Origin of the sequence: Bartonella alsatica (assembly GCF_013388295.1) — a bacterium.
In the GTDB taxonomy this organism is placed as follows: domain Bacteria; phylum Pseudomonadota; class Alphaproteobacteria; order Rhizobiales; family Rhizobiaceae; genus Bartonella; species Bartonella alsatica.
The window spans coordinates 660001-680867 of the sequence record NZ_CP058235.1 but is presented as its reverse complement, the minus strand read 5'-3'; the positions used below and the strand labels follow the sequence as shown (position 1 = coordinate 680867).

The following is a 20867-nucleotide window of genomic DNA, read 5'->3' as shown; positions in this document are numbered from 1 at the left end:
TGGTGCTTCTGGTGGGCGTTGGTGGCATTTTATTTGTGAATGCATCGATGTGCTTTCCTCAGTTCTCTTAATAGTTTGAGTCTTATGATTTGTTACAGAGACTTACTCTCTGGGACTCTTTTAGTTAAAACAAAACAAGTCTTTGCGATTTAAAACACTGTAATAAGGTGTTGCAAATATTCTTCTAATGGGGGGCTCAATGGCTTTTTTTCCAATCGCTGATTATCGGCCTGATGTTGCGGACATTAATGGACTTTTTACCGATGAACTCATTAATGTGCTACCGGCTGATGGCTCCTATATTCCTATGCCAAGCTTTAACCCTTTGTCAGAGCCTTGTCCTGATCAAATTTTAGGTGCTCTTGCTGTTAAAACAAAAAATGGTGTGTCTATTATTGTTGGAACGCAACAAAAAATCTATCTGCTTGACAATATAACAAAGTGTTGGAAAGATATCAGCCAAAATGGAAAATCTTATCTTGCCAATGTTGATGCTCCATGGTCTTTCGCTTTGTTTGGCGATTATGTTATTGCTGTTAATGCCAATGATAAACCACAAGTGATCGATATTAATCATGACAAAAGGTTTAGAGATTTAGGCGGAAATCCACCACAAGCGGGAATTGTTCGTGTATGGGGAGATTTTGTTTGTCTGATGAAGTTGACAGAGCATCCAAGACGTGTTCATTGGTCAGGATTGAACGATGCTGAATTTTGGACTGTTGGAAAAAAAAGCTGCGATTATCAAGATTTCCCTGATGGTGGTTTCGTTCAAGGTGCGACTGAAACAACAAATCCAATCATTTTTATGCGTTCTGCAATCTATGCCGGATCTTTTATTCCTGGCTCTAAGATTATTTTTAGTTTTCAAAAAATTCACGATAAACGTGGCGCAAAAAATGCTGAATCTATTGTTTGTCGAGGTGATCTTGCTTTTTTTGCTGATGAGGGTGGATTTTATCAAATAACCAACGAGGGACAGATTATACCAATTGGGTTCGAAAAAGTGGATCGAACTATGACGGCAAAATCTACTCAGAGAAATCTTTACACTCTATCTGCTGCTATTGATGGGGTGTATAATCGCGTTTATTGGATGGTTGATACTGATGAGAGCATCCACAAGCGTATCTTACTCATTTATGATTGGGGATTACAAAAATGGACCAAAGCGGTTGTGGGTATCAAAATGATTTTGCCTATTTTTTTGGCTGGAACCACTTTAGAAGGATTGGACCAGGTTACTGAGAGCATTGATAATTTGTCTTTTTCTCTTGACAGTAAAGCTTGGAAAAATGAGTCTCCTATTCTTGGTGCATTTGATCATCAGGGAAAACTTGGTTCGTTTTCTGGCCCCCCTATGGCTTGTATCGTGACATCGCAAGAAATGGGGCAGACAAATGGCATGATAACACGGATGAAAAATATTATGCCTCAAGTGAATAGTGCAGAGTTTTATTTATCTGTGGGAATGCGCTTTCGGCAATCCCTTGAAGAGAAAACAGTTTGGTTGCCGGAAAGAAAACCTTCTCGTAATACAGGGCAAATTCATTCTCGCGCAAGGGCGCGGTTTTATCGCTTTAAATTACGCATTCCAGAAGGAGTGAATTGGTCTCATGTGACCGGGTTCGATGTGGAATTGCAGTCTGCCGGCATGCGGTAAAGAATGCCTCCTGTAATAAAATTTATAAGGTAAAACATGTGCTTTCTATAGGAAAGAAATGATGCGCTGAGCTATGTCTCGAGAGAAAGTTTAAAATGCGCTGTGAGAAAATGGAAGATATGCAGCAAGAAAGCTGAAAAGCCAAAATTATGACACTGCAATGCGATGATAACCAAAATTTTTATTCTGCTTATCTTACAGATCAATGGTCATGGGAAAAAATAGCACCTTATCAAGAGGCTCTAAATGCTGCACTTAAAAAATATGCTAAGCGCTTTCCTGATGATGTTTGTCTGGAAATGATTGCTGAAGAAATTGCTACCGGTCAAGCACAATTGTGGTTGGTATTAAAAAATAAAACTCAATTTAGCGCTTTTGCGATTACCAAAGTTGAAATAACTCATACAGGAAAAAAACGCGTTATCCTTTCAGATTTGGCCGGAGAAGGAGGGCTGAAATTGGTCAAATTGATCAATAAGGTTGAAGAATGGGCGCGAACAATCAATGCTGAAGAAATGCAAATGTTTGGAAGATCTGGATGGGCTAAAATGCTCGCCCATCATGGATATTCTCGTAATCTGATCCATTATAGAAAGGTTTTGAACCCATGAGTAGAAAAACAACACCTCAAGTGCAAACAACAACACAAACAAATGCACCTCCTGCGTGGGCAGCAGATATTTTTAAAAAAGCCAGTGCGCAAGCTCTTGACCTTTATAATAAAGGAATTGGTGGAAATGTTTATCAAGGTGAGCGCATCGCTGGGCTTGGCACTATGACAAAAAATGCTCTCACTGGTTTAGAACAGGCTGCTGGTCAGTATAACAATCCAGTATTGACACAGGGGTTTAATACACCAACTCAAAGTGCTACGAATCTTCTTAGTATGGCTAAGGGAAATTGGGTTGGAAATAATAGTAAATTTGATGCTGCGTTGCAAAATGCACTGAGTAAAACTTCTGATGCTATTAATCAATCCATGTCTGGAGCTGGGCGGTATGGTTCTGGTGCGCATACGGGGGTACTTGCTGATGAGCTTGGTGCATTGGCAACAAATGCTGCTGCTCAGCAGTATAATCAAGATGTTCATAATATGATGAATGCTAATCAGATGATTGATCGCTCCTTATATGATCAGATTAATGCAGCAAATAGTTATTATCAGGGGCAAAGTAACGCCCAAAGCAATGCTTTGAAGGGCGGATTAATCCAAGATGTTAACCGTCAGAATGTCTTAGATTCTGAGCGCCAAAAGTGGACAGAACAAGATAATCAAGGTTGGAACCGATTAGAACAGTTGCTACGCATTGGAACAAAAGCCGCTGGAAATTACGGAACAACATCAGGAAAGTCTACAACAATGCCTTCTATTACAAAAGATCCGTTGCGCGATGCACAGAAAGTGCTTGGATTGCTGGGAGGAGTTTTAGGGCTTTGTGATGTGAGAGCCAAAGAAAATATCGTTCCTGTGGGCAAAAAAAATGGCTATCCGCTTTATACCTTTAATTATAAAGGCGATCCACAACGTTATCGCGGTGTTCTTGCCCAAGAGGTGTTGTCTTTGAAGCCTGAGGCGGTGTTCGTTAATGCAAAAACAAAATTATTGCATGTCGATTATGACAAAATCGGTTTAAAAATGAAGAAAATTACAGAACCTAAAAAAAGAATTGCTGCTTTCTTTTCTTCTTTCTTTGCTCGTTTTCCCTTTTTGAAAAAAGGATATTTGCTATGAGCTCGATTTATGATTGGTCGCTTACTGCATCCGAAAATGCCTATGCTGATGAGAGTATAAACTGGGCAGAGGGACAACTTCCAAGTTCAGTGAATGATAGCGCGCGCGTTATGATGCAACGTATCAAAGAATATTTATTGGATAATGGTGGGGTCATTGAATCACAGTTTATCGTCGACGAGGAGAAGAATAGAACATCTATTTGTTTGTTTACAAAATCTTCTTTTGAGTCTTATATGAGTGGGATCATTGTGCGTTTTAAAGCACAAGGGCAAAATAAGGGAATAACAAATGTTGCCTTAAATGAATTGCTCTCACGACCCGTTTATATGGCAACTCTAGATGGTATAGCACCTTTAAGAGGCGGAGAAATTCAAAAGGGCGGTCTTTATGAGCTTGTCTATACTTGTGATATTGCCGGAAAAAATGCTGATGGTTGGTTTTTAACTAATCCTACCATTAAACTTCCTGAAATTCCATCATTGCCTCCCTTACCTGAAAGTTTTTCACCTGGCTTTATTGGTACTTTTGCTATGGAAAAAGTTCCAACTGGTTGGTTATTGTGTGATGGTAAAGAATATTCGCGTAGTGCGTATGCAAACCTCTTTGCAGCTCTTGGTGAAACATGGGGAAAAGGTGATGGGCTAAAAACATTCAATGTTCCTGATTTGCGTGGGATGTTTTTGCGTGGTCTAGATAGTGGAAAAGAGATTGATAAAGGACGTCTCTTGGGAAGTAGACAAGAAGAGTCTTTTAAAGCCCATACTCATGAAGGAAAAACAAGTTCTACTGGTCAGCATCAGCATAATTTCCCAGGGTTTAAAGAAATGGTTGTGCAGAGGAGTCATGATGAGTGGAAAGCTTATCCATGTGGACTCAATTACCAACAATCTTTAACAGAACTTGCGGGAGCGCATGAACATAAGATCTTTTTGGAAAAAACAGGTGGTGATGAAACTCGACCCGTTAATATGGCAGTTGTTTATGCTGTCAAAGCGTAAGAATAGAAGCTCTTTCAGAAATAAAAATTGTTGTAAAATGTTTGTTATCAGAGAAAAACATGCATTATAAGATATGTCATCTATGAAGCTTTGATGGTAAGCGCTTAAGTTTCAGAAAAAATGCATCCTTTGTTTATCTCATTCTTCTCTATTGAATATATTCAATATTTTTTGAGTGGGAAGGGATGAAATACATGTGGTTGTGATTTTCCAATGTTGGATGTGCTTCTTTATCTCTTTGCTGTTTTTTTGTCATAGGCGTACAAGGGAAAAAGCAAAGGTACTCTTATTTTCGGAAAGCTTTTTTCTTTTTTGTTAAAAGACCATGCTTGGTCTTTGTATGAGAAAAATTTATGAAGAAGAATTTTATGAGAAAAAACGTTTAAAATTTTTAAGGCGCTTTTGCTTATATGTATGGGAAAAATTTTAAGTTTATAGCAAGACTTTGCAATATGTGTTTCTTGAAGTTGATGCATTGTTTCTTTTGGTGAAGAGTGAAAAGTAAGCAAAAATCTCTACCGCTTTTTATCCATATTTTTTCAAAATGGGCGCTATGTTTGCTAGAGTAGGTGTATTTAGGACGCTGACTTTTGAAAGATATGCGTGTTTATAAATTCAGCTTTCCTTTAAGAAATGATTACTTTTGCTTGTGAGGAAATTTTCTTAAAAAGTACAAGATTGGTACCGGAAGACTGTGATTGAAAAAGGCAATGGCTGAACAAATGGTGCAAGGTGATCCTGCGTTTTGCTATGGTTGCACATTGTGAAAGCATCGTTTTTAGTGAGAGAAAAAGAAATGCGTTTTAAAAAAATTCTTTGCCAAGATTCTTTCAAGGAGTTTGTGTATGGTATGTACCATGCAAAGGTTTGTCCGGTAAAATGCACTGAAATCTGCTAATATGGCTGTTTTATAGTGCATTAAAAAAGGGGGTATAATGGCACTTTTTCCATTTTCTATCGCTGATATTGATGATCCTGAACATATTCGCGTGGTTCTTTATGCTAGCGGAAGAATGGGTCATGCACCTTTGAATGCATTATTGAAGAAAATACATAAAGACATCACAGAAATTTCACGGCGCATGGATACTGTAGAACAAAAATTGCAAACAATAGATCTTGCTAGTATTAAAAATAAACAAAATGCTAAAAAAGACTGATAAAAGCAGTAAAATCAGTGGTGAGATTGGTATAGCTAGCAGTGAATTTCATGAATACGATTGTAAAATGAGCACAGTCAGTGATGGAAATAGCAAAGTTAGGGATAGGAATGTGCGATTCAATGCAGAAGATAATGGAAAAAACGGTAGTCTATAGGAGGATTGCTGAGGAAAATAAGGAAGCTAGCTAATTGTTGTGATCCAGGTATTATTAAACATTATTGGTTCATTTCTCGGTTTGTTCTCTGGATACCGTAATGCGTTTGAGGTGTTCTAAAGAATATGAAAAATTTCAACCGAGAAGGTAGTGTGCATTAAATACGTGGAGATTTTCTGCGGGTGCGCATATCAAAGCGCTGTGGGTGTGAAGATAATGAGTTATCGCATAAATAGGGGTACTTCTTGTGTAGAAAGATATAGTTTGTTGCTGCTGTTCAAGTGGAACCTCTTACGGTTAAAAAAGCTTGAGCACAATTTGAAAAAATCTTTGAGTAGATGAGTGATTGATTTTTAACCAAGGTATATTTGCCGTTTTTGTGCCCCTTTTCTATAAGGGAAAAATACAAATTTTTATAATTCTATGTTTTCAAAAATTCAGGGGATAGTTGTCGGGCTGAATTGTCAAAATGGACCAAAGTAGGAGAAAATACTTATAAAGTTGTGTCTGCTTTTATAATCGGGAATGGATGGCGTACTATTGTACCAAGTTTGGTGAATAAAGCGGTTACCATTTTTTTCCTTATCAAGTAGAGTTGCACAGTGCAGGCATAATAGTTTATCTCAATAATACTATTTCCTATCAATCTATACCAGAATATGGTGTCTCTTTGTTTAGATGTTGCGATAATCATTCGCTACCAGATATATTTTAAGAGATTTTATCTCTTGAGGTGGAGTGAATGAGCAGTATTGATGTCTTTTCTATCGTGAACGGTATTTTAGTTAAACAGAGGTTTCGATTTAAAACTTTTCTTTTCGTATAAAAAACAAAGAACAGAATACGCCACTGTAGATCTCATCAAAAAATTATCAGTATTGATGCGCAGCAAAGGTTGGAATGATGATTGTTACAAAGTTTTGAGTAGTGATAAGGGCTTGAAAAGTTTACCTTTTCATTGCTTACAATGGTGTCGAGGCCCATAGTGGGTGTGTTTTTATAGCTGTTTATTGCATAGTTTTTTAAACTTCATGATCACACTTTAACTTCCAAACAAGATGGTCGCTCATTCATTGATAAGAGGTGTGTTGTTTGTTGAATGAACATACCATTGGTTATTTAGGAAAATTCCCGCGAAGTTACATCACAATAGGCATTAGCTGAATTTTTAAGAAGAGAATGATTTTAGTCGAGTGACCATGACTCTATTTGTATGTTGTATTTGTTCTCACAAATGAGATTTAGTGTTATTTCTTAATTGTATGATTGGGGTTGGTTGAAGCTATAGAACATAGAATTTTTTGTTATTAATATATGGGGAACGGATTTTATATTAAGCACAAAAGCTGTTTCGATAAAGTCAAGGTTAAAACCGTGTTGTTGAGAATCTGATAGATCTCTATCCTTTATGTCTCTACGGGGACGTATAACAGGTTTACTCGTTGGGGGCAGTTGGCTTATTATCTCCGTGAGATAGGCTGTAAAGTTAAGCCTGATTTGCTAGGGTCTATATTATCTGTAATACTAGGGCCTATATTATCTGTAATATTAGTACAGACTTGGGTGAAGAAGATGAGATTCAGGAATTCGCTGTAACCATTAACAAGATGGTATGAGTATCTTGTAAATTAACACATTAGGTTATTGGGCGATAGGAGTAAATATCTTTACTCTTCGATTGGGACTTTATCATATTAAAAGAGTGGTTATTCGTTTGCTCTCAAGATTCCTCTTGTAGAAACACTTCCTTCTAATATTGTGACACGTAGATGAAAAGAGATATTGGTCGTGGGTTTTTGTTCTGTTTTCTCTTTCAATTGGATGGTGCTGTATTTAGGTTTACAGCTTAGCAAATGAGCTGATACTGCTTTGGCAGTTTATATTTTATAGCTATTTCAAAAATCTATCTTAACATATAGAATTATAAAATATTTTTACTAATTCTTCTTGTTTTGTACTGATTAAACTAGATAATGGAGACACTTTTTCTTGCTGTGCCATGATTGTAGTTCAGTTATATCAAGAGGTTTTACGATAAATTGAGATATCTTTATCTTATTGTTTTACAGTAAGTTCTTGGTGAAGAGACTAATATTTATTAAAAGAGCTTATTTTTATCTTAATTTTTCTCAAAAGCAGAAATGTGTTTCGTTACTGCTTTCTTTGTGTTGGTTGTGTTGGGCGATAATGAGGGGCAAATTGAAGCTTTTACAAATATTGCAAAACATGATTAAGCATGGAGATAGTATCATGGAAAATGGTAGCGTTTTTTGGACAATTCCTGTTTATCTTTATCTATAAGAGCATTGGTATTGCTTGTATGGGATTTTACATCAGCAAACTCTTATGGTAATGCCTCTATAATCTTTTTCATAAAGGAGATGAAAAAGTTTCCAATAAGAGTGCAAACAATGAAAAAATAAAATGTCCGTGATAAAGAAAACGGTGTGCTTTGATGTAAAAAGAGTTTGCTGCTGTAACATGTATGTTGGATATTGATACTTCTATTATTGTTTGCTGTAAAAAAGCTTACTTTGGGTTGTTAAAGGATACGGTTTTTATGGAAAAAAGAATCCGCGCAAGACAAAAAGCTTATTTCAAAAGATTATATCGCAAGATCGCTTTTGTTTGTATGCTGCTCTTTTGTATATTGGCGTTCTGTTTTTTCGTTGTAAAAATTATCAGCTATTTTTCTGTCAATAAACAAATAACACAACAGGAATCTGCGGAATTGACTATTCCAGTCTTTGATCACCGCGTGTATTGCAAGGAAATTGCTGCTTCAGTTATGCTTGATATGAAAAAAGAAGTCTATCAGCATTGTATTCATTTGGAAAGTGAAGCTTATTTTACCATTCGTGAAATGTGGGATAAGCTTTCTTATGCTGCAAAGAAAAAATGTGTGGCATTGGTGCGTCCGGGGGATGGAAATTATTTTCTTTTACGTGATTGTTTTTTCAATGAAAAAGAAGATGAAAAAGGTAAGGTACGCAATCGCTTTTAGGTTTTTACATGAAAATTTAAGAGTATAGGAAATTTGATGAAAAAATATAAAAACTCATGTAGCACAAAATTTTGATTGGCAAAAATCTTTCCATTGTTTCATACATGCTATCTCCTTCTTTGAAATTTTTACGTTGCTTAAAAAAACATATTGTCTTGTATCAGTTGTGTTTTTTTTAATGATGACTGCAAATTATGATAAATGGGTAGTAAAATTTTGGCTTTTTACACAACGGATTGGCAGACAATATTATAAAATACTACAAAAATAAAAAACAATTACTGAACTTTATTTGCTTTCTTCATGGGGATCATTCGAAAGAGCTGAGAAAGAGATGGAAAATATGTTTTTGAACTTTGATTTAGAAGCATGAAAATTATTAATTTTTTGTGATGCTGCGTATGTGTTCTTCACCTGAAAAACACTTCAATATAAATGGTACTGTTATAATATAAATGGTACTGTTATTGATGAAGAAAGGTGTTTTGTATGTGATATGCGTTCGATGTGTTACGAGAGTTTTTGCATTTTCTTTGTGGTAAAATCCATAATTTAAAATTCATCATCATTAGTCTATAGATTTTTGGCACCCTTGTCGTTGTAGGAAAGGGAAAATATTCTTGAAGCTGCTTGGCTTAGAGAAAAATTGCTTATTTTCTGCATTCAGCTAAAAAGGGATTGAAACTCTTATGCTTAAAATGAAAAGAGGCTTTATGTAAAAAATCAGCTGTAGGGGTGCTAATGTCATCAACAAAAACATCAAGTGTCGAGTTTTGCTGTTGATTGAGCTGTTTACAATAAAATCCACATGTTTCACAAGTTTCAAATAAAATGCCGTCGGGAATATTTTTGCTGGTGTGGGTAGAAATACTCTGTGTCGCTCCACAAAAAGTGCATTGGGTATGCGGTATGTGCCAAAGAGTTCCGCAATAAAGGCAAGAACAAACCTTTATGGTTTTATGCGATTTCCAGTCGATAATGAGGTTGGCAGAATGTGTGCCGTTGCAAGCAGGACAGAGGTTGTTTTGTTGTGCAGTTAAATGTTGCGCATCAAGCTGTGAAGTGGCAAGAGAATACATGATTTGCAATGCGCCGGTGATAAAAATATGTTCTGCTAATTGTTGTTTGGGAAGTTTGTGGTTTAACAGATTATGTCCCCAAATACGCCATTGGTCTTTTTGCTGTTGTGTACGGCTTAAAGCTTCGTACTTTGTAGCCCAAAATGCTTGGCCAGGAAGTGTTGCATTTGATAGACGGTTTAAAAAATCACCAACAATACTTTCATATAAACCTAAGGTTAATAATTTTGATCGGTTAAGAGGAGGTGTTGTCGGTGCACCAAAATGTCTAAGAGGAACAGCAAAATCTTTAAATTTTTCTATCGATTGTTGTTGGGCATTACAAAAATGAGAAAAAAAATGCAGAATCTGTTTGTGTTCAAGGGTATTAGCTAAATGTGCAAAACGCTGTGCTCGTTTTGCAAATAAAGTTTCTTTACTCGGAAGTATGACTAAAATTGGAGAGACCATGATGCCATTTTTATTCATAGTTCTTGGAATTTTTTGTGTAAATTCTGAATTTTTGGGAGGGCGCAGCATGTCAATTGTTTCTTTCTTATGAATCTTTGTCTATTTTATACTTAGTTTTATGCTGAGCTTGTCATAAATTGAGAGATCCGATTTATTTATAGTTTCATGAAACTAAACAAAAATTTTAATAGTGCAGTGGGCAAATTTTAGCATAAAAATGACTCTGTTGGTAATCATAGGACTTGAATAATGCTTTATACTATTCTATTTATAGAAAATAAGAGGCTTTGTGAAGTAGGAGCGGATTATTGCTTACGAAGGGGTTGCTTTAGTGGAGAAGAAAGGTTACTCTCATAAAGTGATGGCGTTTGTGCGGTAACTCGTGAGAAAGTGAGTCTTCTGAGTTAGGTGTGCAATGGGGCATGGGCTATCAGCGTTTTTAGGATCAGTGATTTAGAAAAAAAGAGAGTTTTATTGGTTCTCTGGCAGGAATTATTTGTTTTCAAGAGATGTTTTACTTTAGTCTCGTTTTTTGTTTTTCCACAAGATAGTTATTTTTTTAGTAAAATATGGTCTATTTAGAAAAAAACACTTGGCATTTTACGTGAACATCACTAGGTTCCTGCTGGTTAACAGAGAAAAAGGGAATTTAAGCTTATGGTTTCCCTGCTGTTTTTGTGATTTTCAGAAAATTATGTTTTATCAAATATCAGTAGGTATCATTTGAGTGAAATAAAACGCGGATAGCCTGATAACTGTATTTTAAATGTGATTAACGTTATCGGAAAATAATGTAATGAAGAAAAATAAATTAAGACACATAGACTCCAAAAAGGGATAAAAAAGGGATAAAAATGAGGCCACAACAAAATAGACGGGTACGCGGTCGCAATAATAACAACAATGGTAATAACAATAATAATCGTCGCGGCCCTAACCCCTTGTCTCGGAATTATGAAAGTAGCGGTCCGGATGTTAAAATTCGCGGCAATGCTCAACAGATTGCTGACAAATATATAAGTCTTGCACGAGATGCGCAAGGTGCTGGCGATCGTGTTATGTCGGAAAATTATCTACAACATGCTGAGCACTACTTACGTATTATTTTAGCAACGGTTGGGCAAACACAGTATGTCCGCCGTGATGAAGCTAATGAGCAAGAATGCATTGAAATTAGTGCTGAAGGTGAGAAAAAAGAAATTGTCGATTGTGATACAGACGACTCACAAATGCTGTCACAAAAAAGTAGTAATGGCCAACATGTTAAGGCACAAAATGGGCATGCGCGTGAAGATGCATTAGGGCATGCGCGTGAAGATGCATTAGAAGCTAACACTCTCTTGAATAAGAAAACTATCCAGGAAAAATGTACTGGGGAAGAGACTGTTGAGCCTGTTAAAAAAATGCGTCGACCTTCAAGACGGCGTACTATGCGTGTTCAAGAAGAGGAATCTCTTGAGTTTCCCCATTTTGAGCTCCCAGAAGCTTCTCAGAATGAAGATACGTCGACAGAAAAAGTTGCCTCTTTGCCTGTATTAGATAAAGAAATACAGAGAAAACCACGGCGCCGTCGGGTAGTTACATCTTCAGCAGAGGAAAATGTTTAAACCAAAAACGCTGTTTAAGGGGTTGTAAGAGGTATGCCTTAATGGGGTAAGGTGGTCAATGTTTCTTCTGTTGTTTCAATAGAAAGAACTGCGATTAGTGTACCGGTATGATAATTGTAAATCATAAATTTTATCTGCCCACTTGGTGTTAAAATTTTCAATACAATATTATGCTCTGAGAGGCTTTGTGACAGAATCTGTGTGTCTTTTGGTAAAGAAAGTATGTGATGGGCAATTTCTTTATTTTTTCTGTTGTGAGAGGAAAAGTGGTCTGTCGGTTTTGTGTTTGATTCTGTTACTGTAATTTTGTAGACAACTCCAAACAGTACAGCAAGAATAAGAATAAGTGTTATTGAAATAGAAATAATCATTAAACGCATAAGTTTTTTTCTCACCTGTTCTACTGCTGGATCCAGGGGAAAGTCTTGAGGTAGTGCACATTGATCTGCACGTTGGTTTTTTGAAGTATCAATTCGCTTATTATCCATCATGCTGTAATCTTCCATGGATTATTTCCTTAGAGCTTGATGAGTTTAGCTTTTAAGGTTTTTTGTGCAAAAGGTCTATAGGAGAAAATCTTAGAAGTGGGGATGATGTAAGGAAAACATTTGCTTTGGGGATTTTGGATATTGTTTCATTCATATTTTGGCTTTTAATCAGGAGATTTCCTCGGTTCGTTACTGACCAGGTTAGCTTTATTTCTTGTTGATGTGAGTTTGTGAGTACCCTTGTGCATTGGGCAAAGATTTGTTGCCCATAAGAAGAAAATTGTTTTGTGGAGGGTATCATGGCTTGTTCACATGTTTGCGCTGTTGGATAAATTTTGACCATTTTATCGTTAGAATAACAGCTGTTAAAATCATCTGTGCATGAAACCAATAAGAGGATAAAAACAAGGGTATTCATAAAATGCTTTCTGAATAAGAGGTTGACAACGTAGAGCCTAATTTGTCACCTGTGGGGTGTTTTCGTTATGAACAAACGTTTTTAAAGATCTATTGGTTCCGGTGGACAAGATTTTAGAGTCCTAAGAGAGATTGTTGGAATGTCTTTTGATTGAGTAATGGATGTTATTGGAACAATTTTGAGGGCATCGTATTTTGTTTTTTCGTTATGCGGCATTTTAACCGCTTTTTTAAAAAACGATATCAAAGTAAGTATCGGGAACACATAAGCAATAAACAATCCCTTCTTCTGTTAATTTGAAAGAAGCTGAACCGTTTACAGCGACGGGAACAATTTTTTCTAGGACAGTACTACCAAAACAGGCTTTTTGCTCGCTAGAGAGTAATGTTCCTGCTTCAAAATGTTCATTCCAAGTGATGAGAAGTTGCATTTTTCCATTCATTTTTGTGTGGATTTCACAGCATATACATACACTTCCTTTTTCTTGTGATAAGGCGCCAAAAGAAAGAGAATTGATAATGAGTTCATGAAAAGCTAAACCGATATGTAAGGCTGCGTTCGGAAAAAGATAAGGATCTACACCTTCAAGTGAAAAACGTTCTGTCTCTTTCATCAAATAACCCAAAGCTTGTGATTGAACCAATTCGCGAAATTGAGCTCCACGCCAATCGGAATCGGTGATGAGGTCTTGTGAATGTGAAAGAGAATGGATTCGTCCTTGAAATTTGCGTAAGAAAATCTGAAGGGATTCAGTATAACGTGCTGTTTGGCTGGCAATACTTTGAATGATGGCAAGAAGATTTTTAGAACGATGGCTGACTTCTCTAAGCAATATTTTCAATACTTGTTCACGTCGGCGTAATCCTGAAATATCAACACCAGTGGTGATAATACCGACAATGTCTCCATTATCATTGCGGTGACAATCAATGGAAAATTTATACCAAATCGCTTGTTTGGTTATATCCTCAAACCGTGCTTCAATGGTTTGCATTTTGCCGGTGGCTAAAACCTGCAATTTAATGGTTTCCATGTTGTCTGCAAGTTCAAGTGAAAAAAAATCACTATCTCGGCATCCTATTCGCCATTTATTATGCAAATGCTGCGGCAAGTTTTCAGCCCATAAATAGACCAAATTTGTTGTCTGATATAAAACACAAATATCAGCACCACGAATCGCTTGCATTAGAGCGCTGAGGTGGGATTTATCCATGGGCGGCTTGGGAAGAGGGGTAACGCTCATAAGGAAGATGGTGCTCTATTCTAGGCTGCTTTTGAAGCATTCTCTTGAAAAAACAAAGCTTGTGAAATAAGTGCTTTTACCATATCAGGATTAAAAGGTTTAGTGACTAAAAAAGTCGGTTCTGGACGTTCTCCAGTCAGTAATCTCTCAGGAAAAGCGGTGATAAAGATCACTGGTATACGGTCATTTTGCAAAATGTCATTGACCGCATCAATGCCTGAGCTGTTATCGGCTAATTGAATATCAGCCAAAATCAACCGTGGTTTTTTCTTATGATACATGATGACAGCCTCATCACGGGTTCGTGCTATGCCTACTACCTGATGGCCAAGACTTTTTACCATTTGCTCAATATCGAGTGCAATAAGAGGCTCGTCTTCAATAATCATAACTTGTGTGGCTATTTGTTGAGAAATATCAGTCGATGCTTGGTTGAGAAGCTTGCGGAATTCCTTTGCATCAAGAGACATGATTTCGCTGGCTTCTTGTTCATTAAACCCTTCAACAGCAATCAATAAAAAGGCTTGGCGTGCACGGGGAGTGAGATACGATAATTTGGCACTCGTTTTTTGTTCGAGGCCAAATTGCGGTAGAGGTTCTGGTATATTGGGTGTTGTTTGATCAAAAAGATGGCAAAAAAGCCAATAGGTACCAATGCGGTCACTGGATGTTTTGGGAAAAATAGAAATATCTGCAATTAGTGCTTCCAACATCGCTGAAACATAAGCATCACCAGATGATTGGCTACCTGTGACAGAGCGGGCAAAACGTCGAAGATAGGGAAGATGTGGTGCGATGCGCGTAGATAATGACATGTTTTATAACTCCTTTAACCTTTGAAGCACTTTGTTGGTTGAAATCTTTGAGAGATGAAAAAGTTCCTTGGTTTATATGGAACTTTTTACATACAACTATATTTACAACCATAAGGCGAAAATATTCTCCGTGCTACTAATATTATATGGATTAGGGGGACAAAAAATGAACGACTGTGATGAAAAAAATCTCACCAATCATTTCACATTTGGAGATGATCTTCTCGGCGTTAATAGCGAAATAGCACGAAAATTACGCCAATTTTACATGGAAATTCAGGAAGAAGCACTTCCACGGCGTTTGTTGGAGCTTTTAGACAGGTTAGAGCGCGCAGAGCAATTTGGTTTAAACAATGTGGAAAAGGTTTGAATCCTTTATGGCAAAGTGCGTGAAAAATTTTAAACAGGAACTCCTTCTAATTCTGCCAGCTCTTAGGGCTTTTGCATTTTCTTTAAGTGGAAAACACGATAAAGCTGAGGATTTAGTCCAAGATACTATTATGAAGGCATGGGCTAAGCAGGACAGTTTTGAAATGGGAACCAATCTTAAGGCTTGGCTTTTTACGATTTTACGTAATGAATTTTATAGCCAAATGCGTAAAAAAGGAAGGGAAGTTCAGGACAGTGATGGTGTGTTTACTCAAAATGTGGCTATTCATCCTGCTCAATATGGATCCCTTGATTTGCAAGATTTCAAAAAAGCCTTAAATATGCTCTCCGCGGATCAAAGAGAAGCCATTATTCTTATTGGGGCTTCGGGTTTTTCTTATGAAGATGCTGCAGCTATTTGTGGTTGTGCGGTTGGAACAATTAAAAGCCGTGTTAGTAGGGCGCGTAATCGCTTACAGGAGCTGCTCAAAGTGAATGGTGAGTCTGATTATGGACCCGATTCTTATTCGGCTGGAAGTACATTGTGTTCATTTAATGTCTAAAAAGGCATAATAATTATGGTTGATAGCCTTGTTTTTTTTATTCCCGTTATAGCTATTAAAGTAAAGTCAGTATCTGAGGAAATTCAGAGTGTTTGGTGTTTAATTTTAGGAAAAACAAGAAAAGCCTGTACGAAAGTATCCATTGGGCTGTTGGTGTTATGTTCTATAAGGACGCCTTCCTTTGTACTGAAAAATGACGATTTTCAGGTTCGCCAATGGAAATTCTATGACAACAAAGACGAGTTTTCTTCCTCAAAGTCCCTCTTCTGATTCAGATATATCGAGTTGGCGTTGGGTGGCAATTGTTGTTTCTCTTATTATGGCCCTTTTGGCTTCAGCCTTTATTATATTGCTTTCAAATGCCGTTGATCGAGAAGTTGCACAGTTAAATACAAGTTCAGAATTGCGTGAACAGGCTGATTTAGTGCTCATTAATTTGATTGATATGGCAGTCGCTGACCGTAGCTATGCAAAAAAACGAAAGCCAGAAGATAAAGCACACTTTGAAAATGCTGTGCGGGAGCTTGATAATATTCTCGATTATACAGCGCTCATTGTTTATGCACATCCGCAATGGTATGAATGGTTTGCGGCTTTTAAAAAAGAGGTCGAAGCACGCAAAGCTTTTATGCAAGCTCATATGCATGCGCTTGATGCGCTTCCTGATCAATCTTTTCAACCTTCGGAATCCTTGGAAGTCTCGAAGATTCCAGTGGCGCGTTTAGCGCAATTGATGACAAGCTTTATTAATGGTGATGATGTGGTGCGGCAAAAACAGCGCGAAGGTATAGCATTTATGCGGGCTGCTTTAACATTGGCAGCGATTGTTTCTGTTGTGAGTACTTTTATTTCTGCTTATTTTGTTATTAATCGTTTTCGTCGCGATATACGTTCTTTAAAAATGTATCAATTGTTGCTTCATAGTGAAAATGCTGCTCTTGAAGCACGTGTAAAAGAACGGACACAAGAATTGGAAAGAGCTCGTAATCATGCTGAAAAAGAACGCCAACGTGTTGAAATATTGTTACAGGATGCAAGCCACCGCATTGGCAATTCTCTTGGTACAGTTTCTTCTTTGTTAGGGCTACAATTAAGTCGCAGCAAAAATGAAGAAGTGCGTTCTGTTCTTGGTGCCGCACGCGACCGTATCCAAACAATCTCCACAGCACATCGACGTTTGCGTTTGAGTGATGATATGGAAACAACTTTATTGGCTGAGTTTCTTAGTTCGGTGGTGCACGATGTTGAAATGGCAGTGCCTTTTGAATTGCGCGAAAATATCACCATTCACACGAACTTTAAAGATTGTCGGTTGTCTTCAAGAGATGCAACAACGCTTGGAATTATTCTTGGTGAATTACTGACAAATTCTTTAAAACATGCTTTTCCTGATCAGCGTTCTGGTCATATTTATATCTCATTCGGTCCCCAAGAAAATGGACAAATGATGCTCATTGTGGAAGATAATGGTGTGGGTATAAAGCACCAAATATCAGAGCAAAAAACAGGGCTTGGTCGTTTGGTTATTGAACAACTTTGTATGCAGTTTGGTGAAAAACCACTTTTTGAAAAGTCTCATTTAGGTGGGACAAAAGTTACAATCCCTTTGCCAAAACTTAATACAAATGGTGCAAATGATTCATAAATTCTTTTGTAAAAGGGGATCTTAAAATCCCCTTTTGTTTGTAAATATGAAATGAGAATAGTATTCTTATAAATTACTACAGCTTTCGAATAATTCTGGGTTGGTGCCTATCTTGCCCAAATCCTCAATCAAAATGGGTTTTCCTGTTTTTCCGTTATAGGCTTTAACATATATATCTTTTCCTCTCACATTGATTAGGTAATAGTCTCCTCTGAACAATGCTCCTGCGATGTATATAGGAATGTTACCGAAGACTTTGTCATTTTGTGCACGGCAATAAGTTTGGTAATGGGTGTGCCCAACAAAGATTGCTTTGACATTATGGGGGGTAATGACTGATTTAAATGCCGATAGATCTTGAGCATTTTCAGGTTTAAGAAAACGTGCATTACTATTAGGGTAAAATGCGCTAGCATCGTGGAAATTGATAATTGTGACTTTTCCTCTAGCATCAGCCGCAGCTAAATCTTTTTTTAGCCAATCTAAAGAGCTCTTAACATGAATATGCGTATCACTTTGTTTTAAATTAACCGTATAAGTTGGGTAATTGTGAAGTTGCACGTAGTGGATATCTCCATAATCCCATGAATAACCGAAACTTCCTTCTATAAGGCGGACAGGTGCATTAGAAGTATCAATCAATTTTTCTGTGATATCTTGATTGAATTGAGGAAGAACATCACTGTATTTTTTGATTTCTTTCATCATTCTCAAGACGGCGCTTATAGCACATGCATCACCTGAAGAATTCATTTCTTCAGGAATCGAACAATTGCCAACATTATTGGCATAATCATGATTGCCGAGCCCTTCATAAACAGGAGAGCCGAGTTTTTTGTATATGTTTACATAATCATCATAAGTCTTTTTACGCCCAAATTCAGTTAAGTCACCATTGACGATATGAAAAGTTGCTTTCTGTGATTTTATTGCTTTTGCAATTTTCTCATTTTTACTGATCCAGAGTGCTCTGTTTTCTTCTGAGTTAGGATCACCATAGTCCAAACACCATGCTTGCGGGTCAGCCATAATGATAGCGGTATAGTTTTGTTTGGAAGTTTTTTTTCTTATGTCCGAAGATGTTTTTGAATAATGATTAGAGCTAATGTTCTTTTGTTGTGTAATATCTCCTTTTGTTTCTCCACAAGCAAACATTATTAGAGCAATGATCGTTATTATTTTATATTTCATAACTTACTTCCTAACTTATTATAATATAAACTATCCTAATTTATTATAAAACTCTTTTTGATACAAATATTTTTTATGATTTGTATTTTAGTAGATCTGGAATAACTTTGATTATATAATTTGTTATATTGTTTATCAGACAGTTTTGGATTGTTTTGTATTTTATTATTTTTTCTGTCGAGTATTTTATCTTGTGATATCTGCTTCAGAGTGACATGTAGCTTTTGAAGTGCGTGTGAGAATGCATGCAAGAATTAAAAAGAGCACGCAATTACGCTAAGAAAAAACGTCAACGTGTCCAAATATTATTACAGGATGCAAGCTACTGCATTGGCAATTCTCTTTCGTGTCTTCTATGCTTGATTTGTAATTAAATCGGAGCAAAAATGAAAAAGTGCATTTCCGTTAAGTGAATTATTGCAATGTGTGAGGGTTTGCATTTCTTCTAAGCGCTACTATGATGCTGCGAGAACCGTGAGTTTTTGCATCGCAGAGCAAGGCTTTAAACGGGCACATTATCAGAAAACATTTCTCAGAGCGATAGCTCTCCAAGATTTGACTATTAGTAAGATCCAGTTTTCCATAGTATATAAACTGGTTTTCAGCTTCTTTTACTCTATTCAGCGGTGCTTTGGTGGGCTTTAACAGCTTAATTGTAATCTATTTATATCTGTGTATACCTTATGGATAGATTTATTGGGATAGGTAAGGCCGCTCACGTTTTGGATAAAACTGACAGGGAAAACATAGTAAATAGAGAGATAAATGTGAAACAAGAACGTTTTATACGAATATTTCCTCTTGGTTTTTATGTAAAATTGAAAGATTCATATTCCTTAAAGAAGCATTTGCAATTCTTCTTCAATCATTTTGCAAATATTGTATTTCTCTTGTGTCAATAAATCTCTTTCAGAAAGAGTTCAATTGTGTGTAAGATTTTAGAGGTATTTCTTTGTTTTCGCAAAAATGCAAGAGGGAATGGTGTCGTGTATTTTAATTCTTGGCATATTTTGAATAATGTGAAGGTGGGTTAAGAAGCATCTTCTAATGATGGTGCCGGGCTGTTTAATAAGGAATCAATATTATTTTTTTCTTCCATAAATGCTTGTAGATCTTGATTTGTTAAAGCTTTACTATCAGGTATACGGATGCGCATGGGATCAACTTTTACGCCATTTACAATGATTTCAAAATGACAATGAGGCCCCGTTGCCATTCCTGTTGTTCCAACATAGCCAATGACTTGTCCTTGACGTACTTTAACGCCTGGTTTGATCTCTGGTGCATAACCGCTTTGGTGCGAATAGCTGCTGATATATCCATTACTGTGTTGAATTTCTGTATGATTTCCATAGCCGCCAGTTACACCTACTTTTGTGACAATACCATCTCCTACAGCAATAATGGGTGATCCTTTGGGTGCAACCCAATCAACGCCTGTGTGCATACGAACATAACCTAAAATAGGATGTTTACGTGGACCAAAAGGGGAACCAAAAATGCCATTTGGGGTAGGTTTGCGGAGCAAAAAAGGTTTGGAAATTTTTCCTTCTGAATCATAGTAATCAACGTTTCCGTCTTTTGATTGATAACGATAATATTTATAAATTGTATTGCCAGAAGTGACACTGATATAACGAATTTCAGGATCTACGTTCGTGGGTGCTTCTTTCGTTTTCTGGTTCTTTTTGCCATTCGGGGCTGCTTTGTTGTTTTTTCCTGTATCGTTTTGTTGGGGCACGGCATAAAATATTTCGAGTTGGTCGGTTGGTGTTATCCGGCTTTTCATATCAATGTGGGTGGCAAGTAGACGAATAAGATGCTGCGAGAGAGATTGAGACACATTATGGCTGAGTCGAGCAGTATAGAGTGCATCATAGGCTGTTGGTAATTGTGCTGTATTGATATAAGAATGTGGAATACCATTCTGAAGAGCCATTTTAAGTGCTTGGGACATTTTGGGTTCTGCACTTTCTACAAATCGACCTTTATCATTCAGGGCTATGGTGAGAATATGATATTTTCCTTGATAAATACTTGCCCGTACTAGATGATCTTCTTCTCCTGCTTGTGTAACGATACCAATGCGTAAAAGACTTCCTTCTTTAAGTGTATCCGAATGGTTGAATTTGGTTAAAGTACTTACAACCTGTTCAATTTGTTGCTTTGTATAGTTGGAGTTTTTAAAAGCATCGGCTATCTTTTGTTTTTTACGAACAGGAATAATATCTTCAGCATAATTTTTAGTGAGATCAATACGGCGAGTTTGTGGGGAAATGGTC

The 20867-nt window shown here is 36.9% G+C and carries 17 protein-coding genes (1 of these 17 running past the window's edge); 10 read left to right on the top strand and 7 right to left on the bottom strand.

Annotated elements, in window-relative coordinates; all coding sequences use genetic code 11:
* The first annotated feature begins 199 nt into the window (after positions 1-199).
* From HWV54_RS02810 to HWV54_RS02785, 6 genes are all read left to right on the top strand, one after another.
* On the top strand, positions 200-1663 hold the full coding sequence (locus HWV54_RS02810) for a hypothetical protein (RefSeq protein ID WP_005866933.1): 1464 nt from the start codon (positions 200-202) through the stop codon (positions 1661-1663).
* 149 nt (positions 1664-1812) lie between these two features.
* Positions 1813-2274 carry a hypothetical protein gene (locus HWV54_RS02805; RefSeq protein ID WP_005866935.1) on the top strand — a complete coding sequence of 154 codons (462 nt, stop codon included), beginning with the start codon at positions 1813-1815 and terminating at the stop codon, positions 2272-2274.
* Positions 2271-3395 (top strand): tail fiber domain-containing protein, encoded by a 1125-nt coding sequence (locus HWV54_RS02800; protein ID WP_005866937.1) that lies wholly within the window; start codon positions 2271-2273, stop codon positions 3393-3395. The genes HWV54_RS02805 and HWV54_RS02800 overlap by 4 nt, the downstream gene beginning before the upstream one ends.
* Positions 3392-4396, top strand: coding sequence for a phage tail protein (locus HWV54_RS02795; protein ID WP_005866939.1), 1005 nt, complete (start codon positions 3392-3394; stop codon positions 4394-4396). Before HWV54_RS02800 ends, HWV54_RS02795 begins: the two co-directional genes overlap by 4 nt.
* A gap of 935 nt (positions 4397-5331) precedes the next feature.
* Entirely contained in the window at positions 5332-5556 is a 225-nt protein-coding gene (locus HWV54_RS02790) for a hypothetical protein (RefSeq protein WP_005866941.1), read from the top strand.
* Between the two features lie 2717 nt (positions 5557-8273).
* Positions 8274-8717 carry a hypothetical protein gene (locus tag HWV54_RS02785; protein ID WP_005866943.1) on the top strand — a complete coding sequence of 148 codons (444 nt, stop codon included), beginning with the start codon at positions 8274-8276 and terminating at the stop codon, positions 8715-8717.
* A gap of 650 nt (positions 8718-9367) precedes the next feature.
* Here HWV54_RS02785 and fdhE read toward each other — a convergent pair.
* On the bottom strand, positions 9368-10264 hold the full coding sequence (gene fdhE / locus HWV54_RS02780; protein WP_245256324.1) for a formate dehydrogenase accessory protein FdhE: 897 nt from the start codon (positions 10262-10264) through the stop codon (positions 9368-9370).
* Positions 10265-11100: 836 nt separating this feature from the next.
* On the opposite strand from fdhE, the gene HWV54_RS02775 reads away from it, so the two are divergent.
* Positions 11101-11853, top strand: coding sequence for a DUF4167 domain-containing protein (locus HWV54_RS02775; protein WP_005866947.1), 753 nt, complete (start codon positions 11101-11103; stop codon positions 11851-11853).
* A gap of 38 nt (positions 11854-11891) precedes the next feature.
* Here the strand turns inward: HWV54_RS02775 and HWV54_RS02770 are convergent, their stop codons facing one another.
* The 4 genes from HWV54_RS02770 to HWV54_RS02760 form a co-directional block, all read right to left on the bottom strand.
* Entirely contained in the window at positions 11892-12344 is a 453-nt protein-coding gene (locus HWV54_RS02770; protein WP_040296480.1) for a hypothetical protein, read from the bottom strand.
* 49 nt (positions 12345-12393) lie between these two features.
* Positions 12394-12759 (bottom strand): hypothetical protein, encoded by a 366-nt coding sequence (locus HWV54_RS06990; RefSeq protein WP_040296429.1) that lies wholly within the window; start codon positions 12757-12759, stop codon positions 12394-12396.
* 229 nt (positions 12760-12988) lie between these two features.
* Positions 12989-14002, bottom strand: a complete 1014-nt coding sequence (locus HWV54_RS02765; protein WP_005866951.1) for a PAS domain-containing sensor histidine kinase — start codon at positions 14000-14002, stop codon at positions 12989-12991.
* 20 nt (positions 14003-14022) lie between these two features.
* The gene (locus HWV54_RS02760) at positions 14023-14817 is read right to left on the bottom strand and encodes a response regulator (protein ID WP_005866952.1); all 795 of its coding nucleotides are present in this window, start codon (positions 14815-14817) and stop codon (positions 14023-14025) included.
* 166 nt (positions 14818-14983) lie between these two features.
* Here HWV54_RS02760 and HWV54_RS02755 point away from each other — a divergent pair, with 166 nt between their 5' ends.
* The 3 genes from HWV54_RS02755 to HWV54_RS02745 all read left to right on the top strand — a co-directional run bounded on the left by HWV54_RS02755 (position 14984) and on the right by HWV54_RS02745 (position 17394).
* Positions 14984-15187 (top strand): NepR family anti-sigma factor, encoded by a 204-nt coding sequence (locus HWV54_RS02755; protein ID WP_005866954.1) that lies wholly within the window; start codon positions 14984-14986, stop codon positions 15185-15187.
* A gap of 7 nt (positions 15188-15194) precedes the next feature.
* Positions 15195-15749 carry an RNA polymerase sigma factor gene (locus HWV54_RS02750; protein WP_005866956.1) on the top strand — a complete coding sequence of 185 codons (555 nt, stop codon included), beginning with the start codon at positions 15195-15197 and terminating at the stop codon, positions 15747-15749.
* 226 nt (positions 15750-15975) lie between these two features.
* Complete coding sequence (locus HWV54_RS02745) at positions 15976-17394, top strand: sensor histidine kinase (RefSeq protein ID WP_005866959.1); 1419 nt, start codon at positions 15976-15978, stop codon at positions 17392-17394.
* Positions 17395-17460: 66 nt separating this feature from the next.
* Here HWV54_RS02745 and HWV54_RS02740 read toward each other — a convergent pair whose 3' ends face one another.
* Together HWV54_RS02740 and HWV54_RS02735 are read right to left on the bottom strand one after the other, a co-directional pair.
* Positions 17461-18585 carry a metallophosphoesterase gene (locus HWV54_RS02740; protein ID WP_005866961.1) on the bottom strand — a complete coding sequence of 375 codons (1125 nt, stop codon included), beginning with the start codon at positions 18583-18585 and terminating at the stop codon, positions 17461-17463.
* A gap of 1030 nt (positions 18586-19615) precedes the next feature.
* Positions 19616-20867 carry the 3' portion of a M23 family metallopeptidase gene (locus HWV54_RS02735; RefSeq protein ID WP_176953552.1) on the bottom strand. The gene runs 755 nt beyond the window's last position, so 1252 of the gene's 2007 nt are visible here — the last part of the coding sequence; its start codon lies beyond the right edge, outside the window; the stop codon is at positions 19616-19618.

Excerpts from the sequence above, each read along its gene's own strand:
- HWV54_RS02800 (WP_005866937.1), top strand. The coding sequence starts at position 2,271 with ATGAGTAGAAAAACAACACCTCAAGTGCAAACAACAACACAAACAAAT.
- HWV54_RS02790 (WP_005866941.1), top strand. The coding sequence starts at position 5,332 with ATGGCACTTTTTCCATTTTCTATCGCTGATATTGATGATCCTGAACAT.
- HWV54_RS06990 (WP_040296429.1), bottom strand. The coding sequence starts at position 12,759 with ATGAATACCCTTGTTTTTATCCTCTTATTGGTTTCATGCACAGATGAT.
- HWV54_RS02740 (WP_005866961.1), bottom strand. The coding sequence starts at position 18,585 with ATGAAATATAAAATAATAACGATCATTGCTCTAATAATGTTTGCTTGT.
- HWV54_RS02785 (WP_005866943.1), top strand. The coding sequence starts at position 8,274 with ATGGAAAAAAGAATCCGCGCAAGACAAAAAGCTTATTTCAAAAGATTA.
- HWV54_RS02765 (WP_005866951.1), bottom strand. The coding sequence starts at position 14,002 with ATGAGCGTTACCCCTCTTCCCAAGCCGCCCATGGATAAATCCCACCTC.
- HWV54_RS02750 (WP_005866956.1), top strand. The coding sequence starts at position 15,195 with ATGGCAAAGTGCGTGAAAAATTTTAAACAGGAACTCCTTCTAATTCTG.
- HWV54_RS02755 (WP_005866954.1), top strand. The coding sequence starts at position 14,984 with ATGAACGACTGTGATGAAAAAAATCTCACCAATCATTTCACATTTGGA.
- HWV54_RS02775 (WP_005866947.1), top strand. The coding sequence starts at position 11,101 with ATGAGGCCACAACAAAATAGACGGGTACGCGGTCGCAATAATAACAAC.
- HWV54_RS02760 (WP_005866952.1), bottom strand. The coding sequence starts at position 14,817 with ATGTCATTATCTACGCGCATCGCACCACATCTTCCCTATCTTCGACGT.
- HWV54_RS02795 (WP_005866939.1), top strand. The coding sequence starts at position 3,392 with ATGAGCTCGATTTATGATTGGTCGCTTACTGCATCCGAAAATGCCTAT.
- HWV54_RS02770 (WP_040296480.1), bottom strand. The coding sequence starts at position 12,344 with ATGATGGATAATAAGCGAATTGATACTTCAAAAAACCAACGTGCAGAT.
- fdhE (WP_245256324.1), bottom strand. The coding sequence starts at position 10,264 with ATGAATAAAAATGGCATCATGGTCTCTCCAATTTTAGTCATACTTCCG.
- HWV54_RS02810 (WP_005866933.1), top strand. The coding sequence starts at position 200 with ATGGCTTTTTTTCCAATCGCTGATTATCGGCCTGATGTTGCGGACATT.
- HWV54_RS02745 (WP_005866959.1), top strand. The coding sequence starts at position 15,976 with ATGACAACAAAGACGAGTTTTCTTCCTCAAAGTCCCTCTTCTGATTCA.
- HWV54_RS02805 (WP_005866935.1), top strand. The coding sequence starts at position 1,813 with ATGACACTGCAATGCGATGATAACCAAAATTTTTATTCTGCTTATCTT.